At 34.1% G+C, this 18,901-nt stretch carries 20 protein-coding genes; 16 read left to right on the top strand and 4 right to left on the bottom strand.

The window, feature by feature from the left end:
- The first annotated feature begins 43 nt into the window (after nt 1-43).
- Entirely contained in the window at nt 44-2,089 is a 2,046-nt protein-coding gene (locus ACFPH8_RS12485; protein WP_376861410.1) for a dipeptidyl-peptidase 3 family protein, read from the top strand.
- A gap of 412 nt (nt 2,090-2,501) precedes the next feature.
- Nucleotides 2,502-2,888, top strand: coding sequence for a pyrophosphohydrolase domain-containing protein (locus ACFPH8_RS12480; protein ID WP_376861408.1), 387 nt, complete (start codon nt 2,502-2,504; stop codon nt 2,886-2,888).
- Nucleotides 2,889-2,972: 84 nt separating this feature from the next.
- Here the strand turns inward: ACFPH8_RS12480 and ACFPH8_RS12475 are convergent, their stop codons facing one another.
- Nucleotides 2,973-4,061, bottom strand: coding sequence for a branched-chain amino acid aminotransferase (locus ACFPH8_RS12475; RefSeq protein WP_376861406.1), 1,089 nt, complete (start codon nt 4,059-4,061; stop codon nt 2,973-2,975).
- A 113-nt stretch (nt 4,062-4,174) separates the two neighbouring features.
- Between ACFPH8_RS12475 and ACFPH8_RS12470 the strand changes: the two genes are divergently transcribed.
- The 4 genes from ACFPH8_RS12470 to ACFPH8_RS12455 all read left to right on the top strand — a co-directional run bounded on the left by ACFPH8_RS12470 (nt 4,175) and on the right by ACFPH8_RS12455 (nt 7,066).
- A complete protein-coding gene (locus ACFPH8_RS12470) occupies nt 4,175-4,681 on the top strand; it encodes a DUF4920 domain-containing protein (protein ID WP_248398426.1) in 507 nt (168 codons plus the stop codon).
- On the top strand, nt 4,681-5,127 hold the full coding sequence (locus ACFPH8_RS12465) for a hypothetical protein (RefSeq protein ID WP_248398427.1): 447 nt from the start codon (nt 4,681-4,683) through the stop codon (nt 5,125-5,127). The genes ACFPH8_RS12470 and ACFPH8_RS12465 overlap by 1 nt, the downstream gene beginning before the upstream one ends.
- A gap of 1 nt (nt 5,128) precedes the next feature.
- The gene (gene mnmC2, locus ACFPH8_RS12460) at nt 5,129-5,824 is read left to right on the top strand and encodes a tRNA (5-methylaminomethyl-2-thiouridine)(34)-methyltransferase MnmC2 (protein WP_376861403.1); all 696 of its coding nucleotides are present in this window, start codon (nt 5,129-5,131) and stop codon (nt 5,822-5,824) included.
- 336 nt (nt 5,825-6,160) lie between these two features.
- The gene (locus tag ACFPH8_RS12455; RefSeq protein WP_248398434.1) at nt 6,161-7,066 is read left to right on the top strand and encodes a TIGR01777 family oxidoreductase; all 906 of its coding nucleotides are present in this window, start codon (nt 6,161-6,163) and stop codon (nt 7,064-7,066) included.
- 72 nt (nt 7,067-7,138) lie between these two features.
- Here ACFPH8_RS12455 and ACFPH8_RS12450 read toward each other — a convergent pair whose 3' ends face one another.
- Nucleotides 7,139-7,792, bottom strand: coding sequence for a YceI family protein (locus ACFPH8_RS12450; protein WP_248398437.1), 654 nt, complete (start codon nt 7,790-7,792; stop codon nt 7,139-7,141).
- Between the two features lie 160 nt (nt 7,793-7,952).
- On the opposite strand from ACFPH8_RS12450, the gene ACFPH8_RS12445 reads away from it, so the two are divergent.
- From ACFPH8_RS12445 to ACFPH8_RS12400, 10 genes are all read left to right on the top strand, one after another.
- Nucleotides 7,953-8,495 carry a nucleotide exchange factor GrpE gene (locus ACFPH8_RS12445; RefSeq protein ID WP_248398439.1) on the top strand — a complete coding sequence of 181 codons (543 nt, stop codon included), beginning with the start codon at nt 7,953-7,955 and terminating at the stop codon, nt 8,493-8,495.
- A 1-nt stretch (nt 8,496) separates the two neighbouring features.
- Entirely contained in the window at nt 8,497-9,630 is a 1,134-nt protein-coding gene (gene dnaJ / locus ACFPH8_RS12440) for a molecular chaperone DnaJ (RefSeq protein WP_376861400.1), read from the top strand.
- Nucleotides 9,631-9,923: 293 nt separating this feature from the next.
- The gene (locus ACFPH8_RS12435; protein WP_376861398.1) at nt 9,924-10,850 is read left to right on the top strand and encodes an ABC transporter ATP-binding protein; all 927 of its coding nucleotides are present in this window, start codon (nt 9,924-9,926) and stop codon (nt 10,848-10,850) included.
- Between the two features lie 2 nt (nt 10,851-10,852).
- Nucleotides 10,853-12,163, top strand: a complete 1,311-nt coding sequence (locus ACFPH8_RS12430; RefSeq protein WP_376861396.1) for an ABC transporter permease — start codon at nt 10,853-10,855, stop codon at nt 12,161-12,163.
- Nucleotides 12,164-12,171: 8 nt separating this feature from the next.
- On the top strand, nt 12,172-13,062 hold the full coding sequence (locus ACFPH8_RS12425) for a mechanosensitive ion channel family protein (RefSeq protein ID WP_248398444.1): 891 nt from the start codon (nt 12,172-12,174) through the stop codon (nt 13,060-13,062).
- A gap of 6 nt (nt 13,063-13,068) precedes the next feature.
- Nucleotides 13,069-14,232, top strand: a complete 1,164-nt coding sequence (locus ACFPH8_RS12420) for a sigma-54-dependent transcriptional regulator (protein WP_376861393.1) — start codon at nt 13,069-13,071, stop codon at nt 14,230-14,232.
- A 123-nt stretch (nt 14,233-14,355) separates the two neighbouring features.
- Nucleotides 14,356-15,234, top strand: coding sequence for a PPK2 family polyphosphate kinase (locus tag ACFPH8_RS12415; protein WP_248398448.1), 879 nt, complete (start codon nt 14,356-14,358; stop codon nt 15,232-15,234).
- Between the two features lie 74 nt (nt 15,235-15,308).
- Nucleotides 15,309-16,712 (top strand): M20/M25/M40 family metallo-hydrolase, encoded by a 1,404-nt coding sequence (locus ACFPH8_RS12410; protein WP_376861391.1) that lies wholly within the window; start codon nt 15,309-15,311, stop codon nt 16,710-16,712.
- A 48-nt stretch (nt 16,713-16,760) separates the two neighbouring features.
- On the top strand, nt 16,761-17,282 hold the full coding sequence (locus ACFPH8_RS12405; protein WP_376861389.1) for a hypothetical protein: 522 nt from the start codon (nt 16,761-16,763) through the stop codon (nt 17,280-17,282).
- Nucleotides 17,282-17,665 carry a VOC family protein gene (locus ACFPH8_RS12400; protein WP_376861387.1) on the top strand — a complete coding sequence of 128 codons (384 nt, stop codon included), beginning with the start codon at nt 17,282-17,284 and terminating at the stop codon, nt 17,663-17,665. Before ACFPH8_RS12405 ends, ACFPH8_RS12400 begins: the two co-directional genes overlap by 1 nt.
- 43 nt (nt 17,666-17,708) lie before the next feature.
- Here the strand turns inward: ACFPH8_RS12400 and ACFPH8_RS12395 are convergent, their stop codons facing one another.
- Entirely contained in the window at nt 17,709-18,485 is a 777-nt protein-coding gene (locus ACFPH8_RS12395) for a DUF1206 domain-containing protein (RefSeq protein WP_376861385.1), read from the bottom strand.
- A gap of 121 nt (nt 18,486-18,606) precedes the next feature.
- Nucleotides 18,607-18,876, bottom strand: coding sequence for a hypothetical protein (locus tag ACFPH8_RS12390; protein WP_376861383.1), 270 nt, complete (start codon nt 18,874-18,876; stop codon nt 18,607-18,609).
- Nucleotides 18,877-18,901 lie beyond the last annotated feature (25 nt).

Below are 18,901 nucleotides of genomic sequence, written 5' to 3'. Positions count from 1 at the left end.
AATTAATGTTACATTTGTGAATACTAAAAAAACACTTAAACATATGAAATTAAAATTGATTGTAGGTTTGGCGTTAGTGGCTCCTTTTTTCTATTCATGTAATAATGATAAATCGGAACCAAAAGCCGAAATAGTTGAAACTGAAACAAAGGTTGAAACTGAATTTGATTTTAATGTAGAACAATTTGCAGACATTAAAATCTTACGTTATCAAATTCCGGGTTGGGAAAATTTAACGCTAAAAGAACAAAAACTGGTTTATTATTTAGGACAAGCGGGTTTAGCTGGTCGCGATATTACTTGGGATCAGAATTATAGACACAATTTAACCATTAGAAATGCTTTTGAAAATGTGTACACCACATATACAGGTGATAAATCATCAGCAGATTGGGAAGCTTTCGAAACGTATTTAAAGCGTGTTTGGTTTAGTAATGGTATTCACCATCATTATTCCAATGATAAAATGAAACCTGAATTTTCAAAAGACTATTTAGTTGGTTTATTAAAACAAACGAATACAACTTTAGAAGGCGAAGCTTTAGAAGTTTTATTTAATGACAAGGATTCTAAAAAAGTGAACCAAGCTAAAGATGTAGATAATGTATTATTATCAGCGGTTAACTTCTATGGTCCAAATGTGACTATGGCAGAAGTTGAAGCATTTTATAAAACGAAAAAATCTCCAGATCCTGAAAAGCCATTATCTTTTGGATTAAACTCTAAATTGGTAAAAGAAAACGGGAAAATTGTTGAACAAGTATATAAGTCTGGTGGTTTATATGGTTCAGCTATTGATAACATTATTCCTTGGTTAGAAAAAGCACAAGGTGTTGCTGAAAACAAAGCACAAGGCGATGCTATTGCCCTATTAATTAAATATTACCAAACAGGTGACTTGCAAACTTGGGATGACTACAATGTAGCATGGACGGCTGCTACCGAAGGAAATATTGATTATATAAATAGTTTTATTGAAGTATATAATGATCCATTAGGTTACACCGGAAGCTACGAAACCATTGTACAAATTAAGGATTTTGATATGTCTGAAAAAATGTCTGTTTTATCAGAAAATGCGCAGTGGTTTGAAGATAATTCGCCATTAATGGAAGATCATAAAAAGAAAAATGTTGTCGGTGTTTCTTACAAGGTAGTTAATGTAGCTGCAGAAGCTGGTGATGCGTCTCCAAGTACTCCAATTGGCGTTAATTTACCAAATGCTAACTGGATTCGTGCAGCAGTAGGAAGTAAATCGGTTTCTTTAGGAAACATAATTCATGCGTATAATAATGCAGGAAGTACAGGTCGCTTAAAAGAGTTTGCAAATGATGCCGAAGAAATTGAACTCGAAGAAAAATACGGACAAGTTGCAGATAAATTACACACTGCCTTACACGAAGTAATTGGTCATGCTTCAGGACAATTAAATCCAGATGTTGGTGAAACGAAAGAAACACTTAAAACCTATGCGTCTACATTAGAAGAAGGTCGTGCAGATTTAGTAGGTCTTTACTATCTATACAATCCAAAATTACAAGAATTAGGTTTAGTGGACGATTGGAAATCTGTAGGAAAAGCAGCTTATGATGGCTATATTAGAAACGGTTTAATGACACAATTAATTCGTTTAAATATAGGTGATGAAGTTGAAGAAGCCCACATGCGTAACAGACAGTGGGTGAGTGCTTGGGTTTTTGAAAAAGGACAAGAAGCAAATGTTATTGAAAAAGTAACTCGCGACGGTAAAACTTATTTCAATATTACAGATTATGATAAATTGCATGATTTATTCGGACAATTATTACGTGAAACACAACGTATTAAATCAGAAGGTGATTTTGCAGCTGTTCAAGCTTTGGTTGAAACTTACGGTGTAAAAGTAGATCAAGAAATTCATGCCGAAGTTTTAAAACGAAACGCACAATTTAAATCGGCGCCATACAGTGGATTTGTAAATCCTATGTTGGTTCCAGAAATGGATGATAATGGCGAAATCACTAAAATTAATGTGGTTCAACCAGAATCGTTTCCAAAGCAAATGTTAGACTATAGTGAGAAATATAATTTCTTGCCAGAAGTTAATTAAATATAACTATTTATTATGGAAAAAGCCTCAACGCTATTGTGTTGAGGCTTTTTATTTATGCTAGATTTATATAAAAAAAGTAGCTATGTTATAACAGATTATTGGAACATCCATTTAATAGAAAGTATAAATAAAACAAAACAAATAAAGGCAATCAATACCCATACAGTTCCTTTGTAGTGTTTTCTATGCAGCGCTAAATCCTTTCTATAAGCATAGACTAAAATTAATACAAAAGCGACCGCAAATAAGCCTCCAAAAATTATTTGTCCAGTAGTAAACATGTCGTTTTTTTTGCAAATTTAAGAAAACAAACCCATAACCAAATTTTTATTCAGTGATATTAATACGGAATCAAAAATTAATTAGATTTTAAAATTATTACTTTTGAATAAACACAGAAAACCAAACTATGAAAAATAAAATTGAAGCCGTAAAAGCATTTCATACTGCCTTTAAAATTGGTCATCGTGAAACACCAAAAGCTGATTTAGGTTCTAATAAAAACATGTTGCGTTATAAATTAATGCGTGAAGAAAATGAAGAGTATCTGGAAGCTGTAAACAAAAATGATTTAGTTGAGGTTGCCGATGCTCTAGGTGATATGCTCTATATTTTATGCGGAACTATAATAGAACACGGATTACAGCATAAAATAGAAGATGTCTTTAATGAAATTCAACGTAGCAATATGAGTAAGCTTGGCGAAGACGGCGAACCCATTTATCGCGAGGATGGTAAGGTTTTAAAAGGGCCAAATTATTTTAAGCCTAATATCTCTTCTATTCTGAAATCGTAATCTAAATCACATGATAAAAAAAATTCCAATCCTGAAATTTTCAGGATTGGAATTTATGTTTTGTAGTAATAAAATATTCAACGACTAACGTGACGTTTCGGGTTGATTAATCTCAAAACGCCATCCGTGTTTATCTTCGGCAAGATTATGTTGAATATCTAATAATTTCTTTTTAAATATTGTGGCATACGAATCGCTGGCATCTGGAATTTCAAAAACTTCTTCAGAATGCTCAAAAGCTGAAATTGGACTAATTACAGCCGCAGTTCCTGTTCCAAAAATTTCTTTAAGACTACCATTTCTAGCAGCTTCTTTTATTTCGCTTACAGTTACACGTCTTACTTCTACGGGAATATTGTTGTCTTCTGCTAATTGTAAAATACTTTTTCTAGTAATACCATCTAAAATCCGATCACTTGTAGGTGCAGTTACCAAGGTGTCATTAATTCTGAAAAAGATGTTCATAGTACCAGCTTCTTCTAGATATTCATGCGTACTAGCATCGGTCCAAATAATTTGCTGATAGCCTTTTTTCTGTGCCAAACTAGTTGGGTAAAACTGTGCGGCATAATTTCCAGCAGCTTTGGCATAACCAACGCCACCATCTGCAGAACGACTATATTTTTCTGCAAAAAGCACACGAACTTTACCTGTGTAATATGCTTTTGCTGGAGAACAGATTATCATAAAACGATATGCTTGAGCAGGCGCAGCTGAAATAGCTGGCTCAAAAGCAAAAACAAACGGTCTAACATATAATGAATTTCCAATACCTGGTTTAATCCAATCTTTATCCATATCCATTAAAGTCGCTAAACCTTTCATGAAATATTCTTTTGGGAATTCTGGAATCGCTAATCGTGCCGCGGAGATATTAATCCGTTTGTGATTATCTTCTGGACGAAACAAAAAGGCCTTTCCGTTATCATCTTTATAAGCTTTCATGCCTTCAAAAACAGCTTGCCCATAATGAAACACACGAGCTGAAGGTTCAATGGTCATGGCTTGGTAAGGAACTATTTTCGGTTGTTGCCAAGCGCCATCAATAAAATCACAATAGAACATGTGATCTGTGAACTTACGCCCAAAATCGATATTATTAAAATCAACATCATTGATTTTTGATTTTTCTATTCGTTCTATGTCGATTTTGTTATATTTCTGATCCGTCATGTTTCTTAAAAGTTTGGTTTTGCGAAAGTACTGTTTTTTGGACTCATATAAAACTTAAAATTTACTTAAAAAAAGTGTATATTTGGCCTTAAATTTTATAAAAATCTCGAATAATGAAAAATATAATTTTAGCACTTTGTTTAGTGTTTGTAGCAGTTTCTTGTAAGAATAATGATAAATCTACAGAAATTATTGAAACAGAAATTAACGAAATGGCTTATGTTTCTTTTGGAGATGTTATTGAAGCCGATAATACATTAAGTGCATCTGAAATAAGCGAAAAATACCAAAACTTGAAAGCTGGTGACACCCTTCACACTAAAGTAAAGGCAAAAGTAAACAGTGTTTGTCAGTCCAAAGGATGTTGGATGCGTTTGGATTTAGAGAACAATCAAGAAGTGATGGTAAAATTTAAAGACTACGGTTTTTTTATGCCTAAAAATATAGCAGATAAAGAAGTTATAATTAATGGTAAAGCTTATGTAACTGAAGTTTCTGTTGATGAGCAACGTCATTATGCGGAAGATGCAGGAAAAACAGAAGAAGAAATTGCTGCTATAACAGAACCGCAACGTACCTTGTCTTTTGAAGCAGATGGTGTGTTGCTAATTGAAGAATAATGAAAACGTTTTTTAGCTGTTTAAGCCTACTTATCCTTGTTGCCAGTTGTAATAACGCTGAAGAAAAAGTAATTCCTGAAAAGTCTAAAAAACAGGAAGTTGTTTATGATATGTATGAGCCGTCTGAAATGGCCAATCTCATGAATCAAATGTATGCGCACAATTTGGACGTTAAAAATGCGATAGTTTTAGGTGAAGATATACAAGAATTTCCATTAGATTTCTTAAAAATCCATACAGCGGAATTATCCGATTTTAAAAAACGCAATGAAACGTTTGAGAGTTTTTCAAAATTATTTATTCAAGCCGAAAAGGAACTTTATAATCCGGAATCTGCTTTGTCAGAAACCGAAAGGTTCAATAATGTGGTAAATCTTTGTATTTCTTGTCACCAAACCGAATGTACTGGGCCCATTCCACGTATTAAAAAACTATTAATTAAATAGTTTGAAACGCCATATTATAACCACGGCTGATGGTTCTAAAACCATCCAGATAGACGATTGGAATGAACAATACCATTCTATCCATGGCGCCATTCAAGAAGCAAATCACGTGTTTATAAAAACAGGTTTCGAGGCTGTTATTTCGGGATTGCAGTTGAACTCTTTGTCCATACTAGAAATTGGTTTTGGCACAGGATTAAATGCCATAATTACCTTATTAAAGGCAGAAAAAGAACAAGTTCATGTGGATTATGTGGGTATTGAAGCGTATCCTGTTTTAACCTCCGAAATTAGCCAATTAAACTATGCAGAACTGTTGAAAGGTGATTCTGCTGAAGCACAGTTTAAAGCCATTCATACTATTTCTTGGGAAATAAAAGTATCACTTTCTAAATTTTTCCAATTAACCAAACAAGAAAAGAAGTTTCAGGATATTACGAATATAAATCAGTTTCATCTTATTTATTTTGATGCGTTTGGAGCACGTGTGCAACCCGAATTATGGACAGAACCTATTTTCGAGAAAATGTATAATGCGCTAAAACCAAAAGGTGTTTTGGTTACCTATTCAGCAAAAGGGAGCGTGCGTCGCGCCATGCAAGCTGTAGGGTTTGTGGTGGAACGCCTACCAGGGCCTCCAGGCAAACGTGAAATGTTAAGGGCCACAAAGCCCGAAACATTCAATGATGCGAAGTGAGTTACATGTTTCCTTTTAAAGCCCGAAACATTCAATGATGCGAAGTGAGTTACATGTTTCCTTTTAAAGCCCGAAACATTCAACGATGCGAAGTGAGTTACCTGTTTCCTTTTAAAGCCCGAAACATTCAACGATTCGAAGTGAGTTACCTGTTTCCTTTTAAAGCCCGAAACATTTCAGTAGAAATATTCATAGTCAAGCAACTTTTCTTCGTTATCCATTCAAGGCTTCAACATGAGCTTAATACATACTTAATCTTTCGTTAATTCTGTTAAACCTTCTTTAAAAGCAATTAAAAACACTGTTTTAACCCGTATCTTTATATAAAAATTGTACATGAAGGTATTAATTACAGGCGCTACGGGTTTAATTGGTAAGGCAATAGTTGAACAATGTCATGATCAAAATATTTCCGTTCATTATTTAACAACTTCTAAAGAAAAAATTGAGCAACACGATGACTATAAAGGGTTTTATTGGAACCCTAAAAATAATGAAATAGATGTGGCTTGTTTGGAAGGTGTTGAAACCATTATAAATTTGGCAGGTGCTACCATTGCTAAACGGTGGACTGCAGCTTATAAAAACGTTATTATTAATAGTAGGTTAGATACATTACGATTAATAAAAGAAACATTACAGCGTGAAAATCATTCGGTAAAACACGTTATTTCGGCAAGTGCTATTGGCATTTATCCAGATTCTTTAACTAACTATTATGATGAAGAAACAACGGAAATTTCCACTAGTTTTTTAGGACAGGTTGTAGAAAAGTGGGAGGCCATGACAGATACGTTTAAGACGCTTGATGTTTTGGTTTCTAAAGTTAGAATTGGCTTGGTTTTAGATGCTGAAGAAGGTGCTTTGCCACAAATAGTGAAACCGGTTAAATTTGGTGCTGGTGCAGCTTTTGGTAGTGGTAATCAGTGGCAATCATGGATTCATATTACAGATTTAGCGCGTATTTTTGTGTATGTATTAAACCATAAAATTGAAGGTGTTACCAATGCCGTAGCACCAAATCCCATAACAAATTCTGAACTTACAAAAGCCGTTGCTAGCGTTTTAAATAAACCATTATTTTTACCAAACATTCCAAAAGCATTAATGAAATTGATTTTGGGCGATATGCACATTTTATTATTCGAAAGTCAACGTGTAAGTTGTAAACAAGTAGAGGAGGAAGGGTTTCAGTTTGAATTTGTAAACATTAAACCAGCCCTGGAAAACCTATTAGCTTAAAGTCATAAAACAGGCATAAAAAAATCCGCTACATTTCTGTAGCGGATTTTTAAAATTATTAACAAAAATGAATTACGCTTTATTAGCCGTAATAGTTATTTGTAATTCCATATCATCGTTGATGAATTTATCTCCTAAATCATCAAAGAAAGATTTTGAACCATATTTCACATTCCATTTAGAACGATCAATAGTAAATGTTTCACTAGTAATAGTTACAGAATCATTGTTTTCTGAAACAGTTACTGGAATAGAGATGTTGTTTTCTGTATCTTTCATTTTAAGATTTCCAGATAACATCATTTTTCCATTTTCATTTGTAAAACCAGTTACTTCAAAAGCTGATGCTGGAAACGCTTCAACGTCAAAAAAGTCTGGGCTTTTTAAATGACCAGTTAATTTTCCATGATTTTCATCATCTTCAGGAAGATCTGTTACATAAAGTGAATTCATGTCAATTAAAAAGCTTCCGCTTTCAATAGCATCACCATTCATAGTAAATACACCACTTTCAACTTTAATAGTTCCAGTATGTGTTCCTGTTGGCTTAAAGCCTTTCCACATAATAGTAGATGCTTCTGTGTCAACTAAATATTTTGTTGAAACTTCAGTTACTTCAGCAGCTACTTCAGCTTCTGTTGTTTCAACTTCTTGTGCTTTATCTTTACAACTTGCAAACGTTACAACTAATGCTAATGTTAAGATTGGTAAAAAACGATTTTTCATTGTTTTAATATATTTTAGTGTTAAGCTGCAAAAATAGTTGTTTCAGATTTAAAAATGTTTAAAAAAATATTAAATTATTTTTAATGACATTTTGACATTTTAAGGATAATGGCAGTACTTTTGCCATCCATTTAACGTATTTTAAAAATAGAGATACACAATGAGCAAGAAAGATAAAAATAATACTACTGCCCATGAGCAAGTAGACGAGCAAATACTGGATAACAACGAGGTGTCTTCTGAAGATACACGAACCGTTGAAGAGCAATTGAATGAATCTTTAGCATTAGAAAAAGATAAATTTTTACGACTGTTCGCTGAATTTGAAAATTATAAGAGACGTACTGCCAAAGAACGTAATGAGTTGTTTAAAACAGCAAGTCAAGATGTAATGGTGGCATTATTGCCAATTTTGGATGATTTTGACCGTGCTTATACTGAAATATCTAAAACAAAAGAAAAGGATTTATTGAAAGGTGTGGAGCTCATTAAAAATAAGCTTAAAAACACACTAGAAAGTAAAGGTCTAGAATTAATAGATTTGCGCACTGGCGACGAATTTAACGCAGATAATCACGAAGCAATAACGCAAGTACCAGCACCTAACGAAGCTTTAAAAGGCAAGATTATAGATGTTATAGAAAAAGGGTATAAGTTGGGTGATAAAATAATAAGATTTCCAAAAGTAGTTATAGGACAATAATATGGCAAAACAAGATTATTACGAGGTTTTAGGAATTGATAAAAATGCAGATGCCGCCGTAATTAAAAAGGCGTATCGTAAAATGGCATTGAAATATCATCCAGATAAGAATCCTGATAATAGCGAAGCAGAAACGAAGTTTAAAGAAGCAGCTGAAGCTTATGAAGTATTAAGTAATGCTGATAAAAAATCACGTTATGACCAATTTGGTCACCAAGCCTTCGAAGGTAATGGTGGTTTTAATGGTGGTAACATGAATATGGATGACATATTCAGTCAGTTTGGCGATATATTCGGTGGTGCCTTTGGCGGTGGCGGCGGATTTTCCGGCTTTAGTGGTGGTGGTTTTGGCGGTGGCGGACAACGCCGCGTTAAAGGTACCAACATGCGTATTCGCGTGAAATTAACTTTGGAAGAAATTGCCAATGGTGTTGAAAAGAAGGTGAAAGTTAGACGCAAAGTTCAAGCGCCTGGAACGACGTACAAAACCTGTTCAACCTGTAATGGAGCCGGGCAAGTAATGCGTGTTACTAATACTATACTTGGTCGTATGCAAACCGCAACAACATGTACAACATGTGGTGGAGCAGGACAAATTATAGATAAAAAACCGAATGAAGCGGATGCACAGGGTATGCTTGTAAAAGAGGAAACGGTATCTATAAAAATTCCTGCAGGTGTGGTTGATGGTATGCAACTAAAAGTTACTGGTAAAGGTAATGAAGCCCCTGGAAATGGTGTTTCCGGTGATTTATTAGTGGCCATAGAAGAAGAAACACATGCAACGCTTCAACGAGAAGGCGATAATTTACATTATGATTTATATGTGAGTTTACCGGATGCTGTTTTAGGAACTTCAAAAGAAATAGATACCGTAACAGGAAAAGTGCGAATTAAAATTGATGCAGGTGTACAATCTGGTAAAATTTTAAGACTTCGTGGCAAAGGTATTCCGTCTATTAATGGTTATGGAAAAGGCGATTTGTTAGTACATGTTAATGTCTGGACGCCAAAAACCTTAAGCAAACAACAAAAAGACTTTTTTGAATCTATGCGTGAGGACGAACATTTTGATCCAAAACCAGAAGTTGGTGATAAATCATTCTTTGAAAAAGTAAAAGATATGTTTTCATAAATTAAAAACATCCATGTAGTACAAATCCGCCTTTTTGGCGGATTTGTTGTTTATAGCTAAAGTTAATTACAGTCTTTCTATAATTGTTTAATAAAAATTACTATATTTGGTTTATTACTATAGATTATAGTAATAATTTTTCTTTTTCATAGCAATTTTTTCCCATCCTTAAGCGTAAGTTTTAGGATGGGTTTTGTTTTTATTGAACAAGCACAATTTCTTTTTTATTAATTTCGGATGGCAGTATTACATTTAATATATTTACAATCATTTCAATTAACTAGCAATCAAGTATGGGTAACTTATTAGAAGCGCATAACGTTTCTAAAAAATTTGGAGATTATACAGCTTTAAACAATGTGTCTATTGCCGTGCCACAAGGAAGTATCTTCGGGCTTTTAGGGCCAAATGGTGCGGGAAAAACAACACTTATTCGGGTTATTAATCAAATAACCATGCCAGATTCAGGACATGTTATTTTAGATAATGAACCATTACAAAATCATCATGTTAGAGACATTGGTTACCTGCCTGAAGAACGTGGCCTGTACAAATCTATGAAGGTTGGTGAACAAGCTTTGTATCTTGCACAACTTAAGGGCTTAAGTAAAACAGAAGCAAAAAAACGCTTGCATTATTGGTTTGATAGATTAGATATTGGCGATTGGTGGAATAAAAAAATACAGGAGCTTTCTAAAGGAATGGCTCAAAAAGTACAATTCATTGTTACGGTTCTACACGAACCAAAATTGTTGATCTTTGACGAACCCTTTTCCGGATTCGATCCAATTAATGCTATCGTAATTAAAGATGAAATTTTAAGACTTCGCGAAAATGGCGCCACGGTTATATTTTCAACACATCGAATGGAATCTGTAGAAGAATTGTGTGACCATATTGCTTTAATTCACGAATCCAATAAAATTTTAGATGGTAAATTACATGATATTAAAAGGCAGTTTAAAACCAATACATTCGAAATTGGTATACGTGCTACGCATGAAGCCGCATTAGACAAGGAACTTAACGAAAAATTTACCGTAACACCAACCAGTTTTAAAACACTAGGGAATGAGTTAAAACGTAATATCAAGCTGTCCGAACAGCAATCGCCTAACGACTTGTTGAGTTTTTTAACAAGTAGAGGAGAAGTTTCGCATTTTGTAGAATTAATACCTAGTGCCAATGATATTTTTATTCAAGCCGTAAAGAATAGTTAATTATGAACCATTTACCACTCATTATAAAACGCGAGTACTTTACCAAAGTGAAGAATAAATCTTTTATAATCATGACATTTTTAAGTCCAATGATTATGATTGGCTTGGTAGCCGTTGTAGCTTATTTAACCCAATTAAATAATAATTCTGAACGCAGCATTTCCATTTTAGATGAATCTGGACAAATGGCGTCCGTTTTTGAGAGCACCAAAAACACCAAGTATGTTATATTCAATCATTTGTCTTTAGATGAAGCTAAAACACTTACGCAAGTTCAAGAAAACTATGGCTTACTGTATATTGGTAAATTTGATAACCTAAATTCATCTCAGAATGTTATAAAATTCTATTCAGAAGAATCCCCTTCCATATCCGTAATTAGAGGTTTGGAAAGCAAATTAGAAAAACAATTAACCGATTTAAAGCTAGAAAGTCAAGGGGTTGACATTGAGAAAATAAAGACTTCAAAAATTGATGTAGCCATTACTCAAGAAAGTTTTACAGGCGAAAAAACATCAAAAGTGGACAGTATTGTAAAGTTAATATTTGGCGGCGCAGCTGGCTATTTACTGTTTATGTTTATCATTATTTATGGTAATATGATTATGCGAAGCGTGATTGAAGAAAAAACAAGTCGGATTATAGAAATTATTATATCATCTGTGAAGCCCATGCAGTTAATGCTTGGAAAAATTATTGGAACGTCACTAGCTGGCGTGACACAATTTGTTATCTGGCTTATTTTAGGCGGAATATTAATAACCATTATTTCGGCAATTTTTGGAATCGATTTAATGCAAGCAGCGCCTTCAGGGCAATTATTAAGCCAAGCAGGAAACGAGACAGCCATGCCAGATTTAGTCCAAAGCGGATTTCAAGCCTTTTATAATTTACCGTTAACCAATTTAGTCCTTGCGTTTTTAATGTTTTTTATTGGAGGCTATTTACTTTATAGCTCTCTATATGCTGCAATTGGTGCAGCTGTAGATAATGAAACAGATACGCAGCAATTTCTGTTTCCTATTTTAATGCCTTTAATTTTAGCGGTGTATATTGGTTTTTTTACCGTAATTGAGGATCCACATGGAACCATATCAACTATATTTTCGTTTATACCATTAACATCACCGGTTGTTATGCTTATGCGGATTCCGTTTGGCGTTCCAATTTGGCAACAAATTTTGTCACTTCTTATTTTAATAGGTACTTTTATGTTTACCGTTTGGTTTGCTGCCAAAATTTACCGTGTTGGCATATTAATGTATGGCAAAAAGCCGAGTTATAAGGAAATTTTAAAATGGATGAAATATTAAATTAAACCATGCAAAATAGATTAGACGATATTGAAGATGCTGTAACCGAGAGTGGTGCTTGGGAATCCTTTGTCGAGTTTTTAAATTTAGGATTTCAATTCGGATCAGAAGATAGCCCCATTAATATAACGGTTGGACTGCTGGTATTAATAACTATTATTTACCTCGTTACAACTATTGTTTTAAATTTCCTTCGCAGATTGTATGAGAAACGATTGCCAAATGAAGATAAGGCTAAATTCAATACAGTCTTTTCGTTTGCCCGATGGTTAATTTATTTGGTTGTTATTCTAGTTGTTTTTGATTCAGTAGGTGTTAATGTTACCGCTATTTTTGCAGCATCAGCCGCACTATTAATTGGTATTGGTTTAGCATTACAAACCCTATTTCAAGATATTATTTCAGGCGTGTTTATTCTTGTGGACCAAAGTTTACATGTTGGTGATATTATTGAAATTGAAGGCAAAGTTGGGCGTGTGGAAGAAATAAAGCTACGTACCACACGCGCCGTTACCATTGACAATAGGGTTTTGGTAATTCCAAATCATTTATACTTAACAAATAGCTTATATAACTGGACTCAAAATGACATTTCCACACGCGAAAATATAACAGTCGGTGTGGCTTATGGTAGTGATACGCAGTTGGTAAAACGCCTGTTGCTGGAAGCTGCTAATTCCCATCCCGAGGTTTTAGATAACAAATCAACTGTTGTGTTATTTACGGATTTTGGAGATAGTTCCTTGAATTTTAAAGTTATTTTTACGGTTAGAGATAGTTTTAAATCCCAATTTCCTAAAAGTGATATTCGATTTGAAATAGATAGATTATTTAGAGAAAACAATGTTTCCATTCCATTTCCACAAAGAGATATTCATATTATTGAAAAAAAAGAGTAAATAGTTATGCCAAAAATATTAGTAATTGAAGATGAAGCAGCCATTAGGCGTGTACTTGTAAAAATCCTTTCAGAAGAAAATGATACCTATCAAGTAGATGAAGCTGAAGACGGTTTAGAAGGTTTAGAGAAAATTAAAAATGAAGATTATGATCTCGTTTTTTGTGATATCAAAATGCCAAAAATGGATGGTGTTGATGTTTTGATAGCGGCAAAAAAAATAAAACCCGAAATCCCTATTGTCATGATTTCAGGTCATGGCGATTTGGACACAGCTGTAAACACCATGCGTTTAGGTGCTTTTGACTATATATCCAAGCCACCAGATTTAAACCGTTTACTAAATACAGTTAGAATTGCTTTGGATACCAAAGTATTGGTTGTTGAAAATAAAATGCTGAAAAAGAAAGTCAGTAAGAATTATCAAATGATTGGTGAAAGTGCCGCTATTACGCATATTAAAGATATGATTGAAAAGGTGGCGCAAACAGATGCACGCGTTTTAATTACTGGTCCAAACGGAACAGGGAAAGAATTGGTAGCACACTGGTTGCATCAAAAAAGCGACCGTTCTAAAGGGAATTTGGTTGAAGTAAATTGTGCTGCTATTCCAGCAGAATTAATAGAAAGTGAATTGTTTGGTCATGTAAAAGGAGCTTTTACGAGTGCTGTTAAAGATCGCGCCGGGAAATTTGAGACTGCCAATGGAGGAACTATATTTCTAGATGAAATTGGTGATATGAGTCTGTCTGCTCAAGCTAAAGTGCTCCGCGCACTTCAAGAAAATAAAATTCAACGCGTTGGTAACGATAAGGATATTAAAGTCGATGTTCGTGTTATAGCCGCCACCAATAAGGATTTAAAAAAAGAAATAGCGGAAGGGCGTTTTCGTGAAGATTTGTATCACAGATTAGCTGTTATTCTTATTCAAGTACCATCATTAAACGACAGACGTGAAGATATTCCATTGCTAATTGATTATTTTTCTGAAAAAATATCCAATGAGCATGGAACGGTTCAAAAATCTTTTTCTAGCAAAGCTATTAAGCAACTTCAGGAATATGATTGGACCGGAAACATTCGGGAACTCCGCAACGTCGTAGAGCGCTTAATTATACTTGGTGAAAAAGAAATTAGCGAAGATGATGTAAATATGTTCGCTTCCAAATAACCTTAAAATGCCTGAATGTGTTCAGGCATTTTTTTTTGAAAGAAAACCAAACTACAATCCCGTTATTACATCGTTTTATAATTATGTATATTTATAAATCTATTCTAATTCGAATACTATTCTATGAAATCAATTAAACCGGAAGATTTTAAAGTTCCTGCATCGGTAGTAATAAAAGACCTTCAAACAACTTTTAACTTAAAGGAAGACAAAGACAAAATTGAAGACGAATTACAGGATGTTTGTAAAAAACTGGCCAAAATACAAAACGCCATGTATGCACATGGAAAATATGCTGTGCTTATCTGTATACAAGGTATGGATACAGCAGGAAAAGATAGTCTGATTCGTGAAGTCTTTAAAGAACTTAACGCTAGAGGGGTTGTTGTGCATAGTTTTAAAACACCAACGGAATTAGAGCTAAAACACGATTATTTATGGCGTCATTATATTTCATTACCAGCACGTGGTAAGTTTGGTGTTTTTAATAGAACACATTATGAAAACGTATTGGTAACTCGTGTGCATCCAGAATATATTTTAAATGAACACTTACCTAATGTTTTATCATTAAACGATGTTAATGATGCATTTTGGGATAAACGCTTCGAACAAATCAATAATTTTGAAAAGACGATTTCAGAAAATGGAACGATTATTTTTAAATTTTTCTTGAATATTTCAAAAGAAGAACAAAAAGATAGGTTGTTACGCCGATTAGATAAACCAAACAAAAATTGGAAATTTTCGCCTGGTGATTTGGAAGAACGTAAACTGTGGAATCATTATCAAGACTGTTATCAGGATGCTATTTCTAGGACAGCAAAACCGCATGCGCCTTGGTATGTTATCCCTTCAGATGATAAGCCTACAGCTCGTTACATCGTTGCTAAAATTCTATTAGATACACTTAAAAAATATGATGATATCCGAGAGCCTGAATTGGATGATGATATTAAAGCCAATATAGACGACTACCGGAAGCAATTGGAAAATGAGTAATTTTAAGATTCCTTTTGGAAGTAAACCTTTAAATAAAAACTATTTTAGTTTTTTTAATGACATATATGCTAATTATGAAACATGTTTTGCCCATTTTATTTTTTCTATTAACTATTAATATAACGGCTCAAACAGATGCCGAAACGCTAAAAACCATTTACTCTACTTCCTTAACAAACGGGAAAAGTTATGAGTGGCTTGATTATTTGTCCAACCAAATTGGTGGAAGGCTATCAGGTTCTTTGAATGCCGAAAAAGCAGTCTCTTATACCAAAGAAGAGCTAGAAAAACTAGGTTTAGATAAAGTTTGGTTACAACCTGTAATGGTACCAAAATGGGTAAGAGGAACAAATGAATATGCCTTTATAGAGTCTTCTTCTGGAATTACAACTACGGTAAATATTTGTGCGTTGGGTGGTTCTATTGCCACACCAATTGGAGGTGTTAAAGCCGCGGTTGTAGAAGTACAAGGTATTGATGAATTAATAGCTTTAGGAAAAGACAAGGTGTCAGGAAAAATTGTGTTTTTTAATAGGCCTATGCAAGCTGATGTTATACAAACCTTTGAAGCCTATGGCGGTTGTGTAGATCAGCGCTATGCAGGGGCCATGGAAGCCGGAAAATTGGGAGCAGCTGGTGTTATTGTGCGGTCCATGAATTTACGTCTAGACGATTTACCGCATACAGGGAGCATGACCTATGGTAATTTACCAAATTCACAACGTATTCCATCTGCAGCTATTAGCACCAATGATGCTGAAAAATTGAGTAGCATGTTAGTGCTAGATAAAAATATTAAATTGTTTTTTAATCAAACTTGTCAGCAACTACAAGACGTTCAGTCGCATAACGTAATTGGTGAAATTACAGGAAGTGAATTTCCAAATGAATATATTATTGTTGGAGGCCATTTAGACTCTTGGGATTTAGGCGATGGTTCTCATGATGATGGTGCCGGTTGTGTGCAATCCATGGATGTGTTACGGTTATTAAAGGAAAGTGGTATTAAACCAAAACGCACCATTCGCGTGGTGTTGTTTATGAACGAAGAAAACGGTTTACGTGGTGCTACGAAATATGCCGAAATGGCAAAACAGAAAGGTGAAAACCATATTTTTTCATTAGAAAGTGATGCAGGTGGATTTACACCCCGTGGTTTTCAATTTGATTGTAACGATGTTATTTTTGGTAAAATAGAAAGTTGGAAGACCTTATTTAAACCCTATTTAATTCATTATTTTGAAAGGGGTGGAAGTGGAGCAGATGTAGCGCCTTTAAAAACAGATTCTAATGTTGTTGCAGGATTACGTCCAGATTCGCAACGCTATTTTGATCATCATCACGCAGCCAATGATGTTTTTGAACATGTAAATAAGCGTGAACTGGAATTAGGAGCAGCAACCATGACAAGCTTAGTATATTTAATTGATAAATATGGTATTTCGCCCATTTCTAATACGAATGAACTGAAAAATTAAGTTATGAAATCTATAATATTTTGGTCAATTATTTTTTTTAATGTTTCTATGAGTTCACAAGAGAAACTACCTTATTACGAAATCCCTAAAGCTTCAGAAACCTTTACGGCAGGAACCGTTGCCGCAAGAGCTATTGATGGATTAGGATTTCGGTTTTATTGGGCAACGGAAGGCTTGCGTGCAGATGATTTGAATTTTCGCCCAAATGATGATGCACGTTCAACTTTGGAAACCATTGATCATATCTATGACTTATCAAGAATGATTGCCAATTGCGCCTTAAAAAAAGATAATGCTAAAAAAGATACAGATAAACCTGAAGATTTTGAAGGCTTGCGAAAAGCCACACTTTTAAATTTACAATTAGCGTCAAATATTTTTAAAGAAACTAAAGATATTAGTGAGTTTAAACTTTTTTTTGAAAAATATGAAGTCGAATTTTGGACACTCATTCATGGTCCAATTGAAGATGCCGTTTGGCATTGCGGACAAATTGCATTATTAAGAAGATCATCTGGAAACCCCTTTAATTCTAAAGTGAGTGTTTTTAGTGGAAGATTACAAGACTAATGGAAAAAGCACATTTACATCAAATTCATCCCGTTTTACCAGTTCAAAATCTTTTGGCTGCTTTATTTTTTTATGTACATAAACTCGGTTTTGAAATTGCCTTTGCTGACGATCCTAAAGTGCCTACTTATGCCGGATTACGACGCGGCGATATAGAAATTCACTTGAACTTTCAGAACACAGGAAAACCTTTAAAAACGGCTGTTAAACCCAATTTGCGTATAGTAACGCAAAACATAGAAAGCTTATATATAGAGTTTGAAGCTAAAGAAATTTTAAAAGGTCAAATTCAAATAGTTAATACCGATTGGGGAACTAAAGAATTTACCATTTATGATTTAGATAAAAATGCATTGACATTTTATAGTAATTTGTACGTGTAACTATCTAATGGGGTCATATTTCTTGAATACCTAAAAGCGAGTTTTAGTTCATATTAATATACAGATATCGCGCTTTAACAAGCATAAATAAACCATAGCAGGACATTCCAACGGCAATAAGAGCCAAAACAAAGGCGCCAAAATTCTGATCTATAAACTGGAAGGCATCGGTTAATTTGCTCATTTTTTCATTTCTAAACGTTAAGCCTGTTCGTATCGTTAAAAAGGACATGATGCCAAATATAATACCTCTTGCGGAATGACCTATAACTCCTAAATTGAGAAGTAATTTTTGCACTTTAGGTTTCATTTTTGAGGATTGGACATTTTTCTTGAATTGATTGGACAGTATAAAGTAAATTTCAAATAAGGCTTTCCCTCCAAAAATTAATCCAATAATAACAGCACTTATATTGCCAAATGATGAATTTAAAAGTTTGACAACGGAATCTTGCTGCGCATCATAACCAGCGCCAATTAAAAGTTGAGTAGCTATAAAGCCAAGCGATCCATAAAACAATCCTCCCGTAAAAAATCCAGCTCTTACAAATAGGGCATTTAAGTCGGTTCCTAAATTTCGAGAATCGGCAAAAGTTTGATAAAAACGCCAAAACGTATAGCTAAATAGACCAATTGCCATAGCAGCCCATAGTATTTTTGCAATAGGTTGTCCCGAAAGGAATCCAATGGCACCTTTTGTTCCTACTTCACGTCCGCCCAAATTGAAAGCCTCTAAAGCTGTTAAAACACCAACAAGAATGTAAACAAATCCAATTGTGCTTAAACCAACGCGAGCAATGTTTTCTTTTTTGGTTGCCATAAATACGTGTACCTTACTGTTTATAGAAATGTAAAGTACATAAAATGAATTTAGAATAGCTACCGCAACCCTAATTAAATTGGACGTAAAATGCTAGCAATAATTTAAATTTACTGGACGGTTATAATTCTACTGGCATCGATACTATTATCGGATCTAAAACCGTGTGTTTATCCTTTAATGCTTTTAGTGAAGGATCATTTAAAATCGCCCCAAATTTCTCCATATCTGTAACTTCCATAATCAATACCATCGAATTTGGATTGTTAGAATCTTGAAATGTTTTAAGGCTCGATATGGCAGGTGCAAAAGCATCAAGTCTGTCTTGATGACCTTTAATCCACCTATCAAAATTGCCTACTTTGTGTCTGGTTACAATGGTTTGTTTCATGATCTTTATTTTATTTGTTCATATT

The organism is Bizionia hallyeonensis (assembly GCF_042657385.1).
Taxonomy (GTDB): domain Bacteria; phylum Bacteroidota; class Bacteroidia; order Flavobacteriales; family Flavobacteriaceae; genus Algorimicrobium; species Algorimicrobium hallyeonense.
Note: the sequence above shows the minus strand (reverse complement) of the source record. Positions and strands in the feature narration are given on the sequence as shown.

Excerpts from the sequence above, each read along its gene's own strand:
- ACFPH8_RS12425 (WP_248398444.1), top strand. The coding sequence starts at position 12,172 with ATGCAAAATAGATTAGACGATATTGAAGATGCTGTAACCGAGAGTGGT.
- ACFPH8_RS12455 (WP_248398434.1), top strand. The coding sequence starts at position 6,161 with ATGAAGGTATTAATTACAGGCGCTACGGGTTTAATTGGTAAGGCAATA.
- ACFPH8_RS12430 (WP_376861396.1), top strand. The coding sequence starts at position 10,853 with ATGAACCATTTACCACTCATTATAAAACGCGAGTACTTTACCAAAGTG.
- ACFPH8_RS12470 (WP_248398426.1), top strand. The coding sequence starts at position 4,175 with ATGAAAAATATAATTTTAGCACTTTGTTTAGTGTTTGTAGCAGTTTCT.
- ACFPH8_RS12420 (WP_376861393.1), top strand. The coding sequence starts at position 13,069 with ATGCCAAAAATATTAGTAATTGAAGATGAAGCAGCCATTAGGCGTGTA.
- ACFPH8_RS12475 (WP_376861406.1), bottom strand. The coding sequence starts at position 4,061 with ATGACGGATCAGAAATATAACAAAATCGACATAGAACGAATAGAAAAA.
- ACFPH8_RS12400 (WP_376861387.1), top strand. The coding sequence starts at position 17,282 with ATGGAAAAAGCACATTTACATCAAATTCATCCCGTTTTACCAGTTCAA.
- ACFPH8_RS12480 (WP_376861408.1), top strand. The coding sequence starts at position 2,502 with ATGAAAAATAAAATTGAAGCCGTAAAAGCATTTCATACTGCCTTTAAA.
- ACFPH8_RS12415 (WP_248398448.1), top strand. The coding sequence starts at position 14,356 with ATGAAATCAATTAAACCGGAAGATTTTAAAGTTCCTGCATCGGTAGTA.
- ACFPH8_RS12410 (WP_376861391.1), top strand. The coding sequence starts at position 15,309 with ATGAAACATGTTTTGCCCATTTTATTTTTTCTATTAACTATTAATATA.
- ACFPH8_RS12390 (WP_376861383.1), bottom strand. The coding sequence starts at position 18,876 with ATGAAACAAACCATTGTAACCAGACACAAAGTAGGCAATTTTGATAGG.
- ACFPH8_RS12445 (WP_248398439.1), top strand. The coding sequence starts at position 7,953 with ATGAGCAAGAAAGATAAAAATAATACTACTGCCCATGAGCAAGTAGAC.
- ACFPH8_RS12450 (WP_248398437.1), bottom strand. The coding sequence starts at position 7,792 with ATGAAAAATCGTTTTTTACCAATCTTAACATTAGCATTAGTTGTAACG.
- ACFPH8_RS12465 (WP_248398427.1), top strand. The coding sequence starts at position 4,681 with ATGAAAACGTTTTTTAGCTGTTTAAGCCTACTTATCCTTGTTGCCAGT.
- ACFPH8_RS12395 (WP_376861385.1), bottom strand. The coding sequence starts at position 18,485 with ATGGCAACCAAAAAAGAAAACATTGCTCGCGTTGGTTTAAGCACAATT.
- ACFPH8_RS12405 (WP_376861389.1), top strand. The coding sequence starts at position 16,761 with ATGAGTTCACAAGAGAAACTACCTTATTACGAAATCCCTAAAGCTTCA.
- dnaJ (WP_376861400.1), top strand. The coding sequence starts at position 8,497 with ATGGCAAAACAAGATTATTACGAGGTTTTAGGAATTGATAAAAATGCA.
- ACFPH8_RS12485 (WP_376861410.1), top strand. The coding sequence starts at position 44 with ATGAAATTAAAATTGATTGTAGGTTTGGCGTTAGTGGCTCCTTTTTTC.
- ACFPH8_RS12435 (WP_376861398.1), top strand. The coding sequence starts at position 9,924 with ATGGGTAACTTATTAGAAGCGCATAACGTTTCTAAAAAATTTGGAGAT.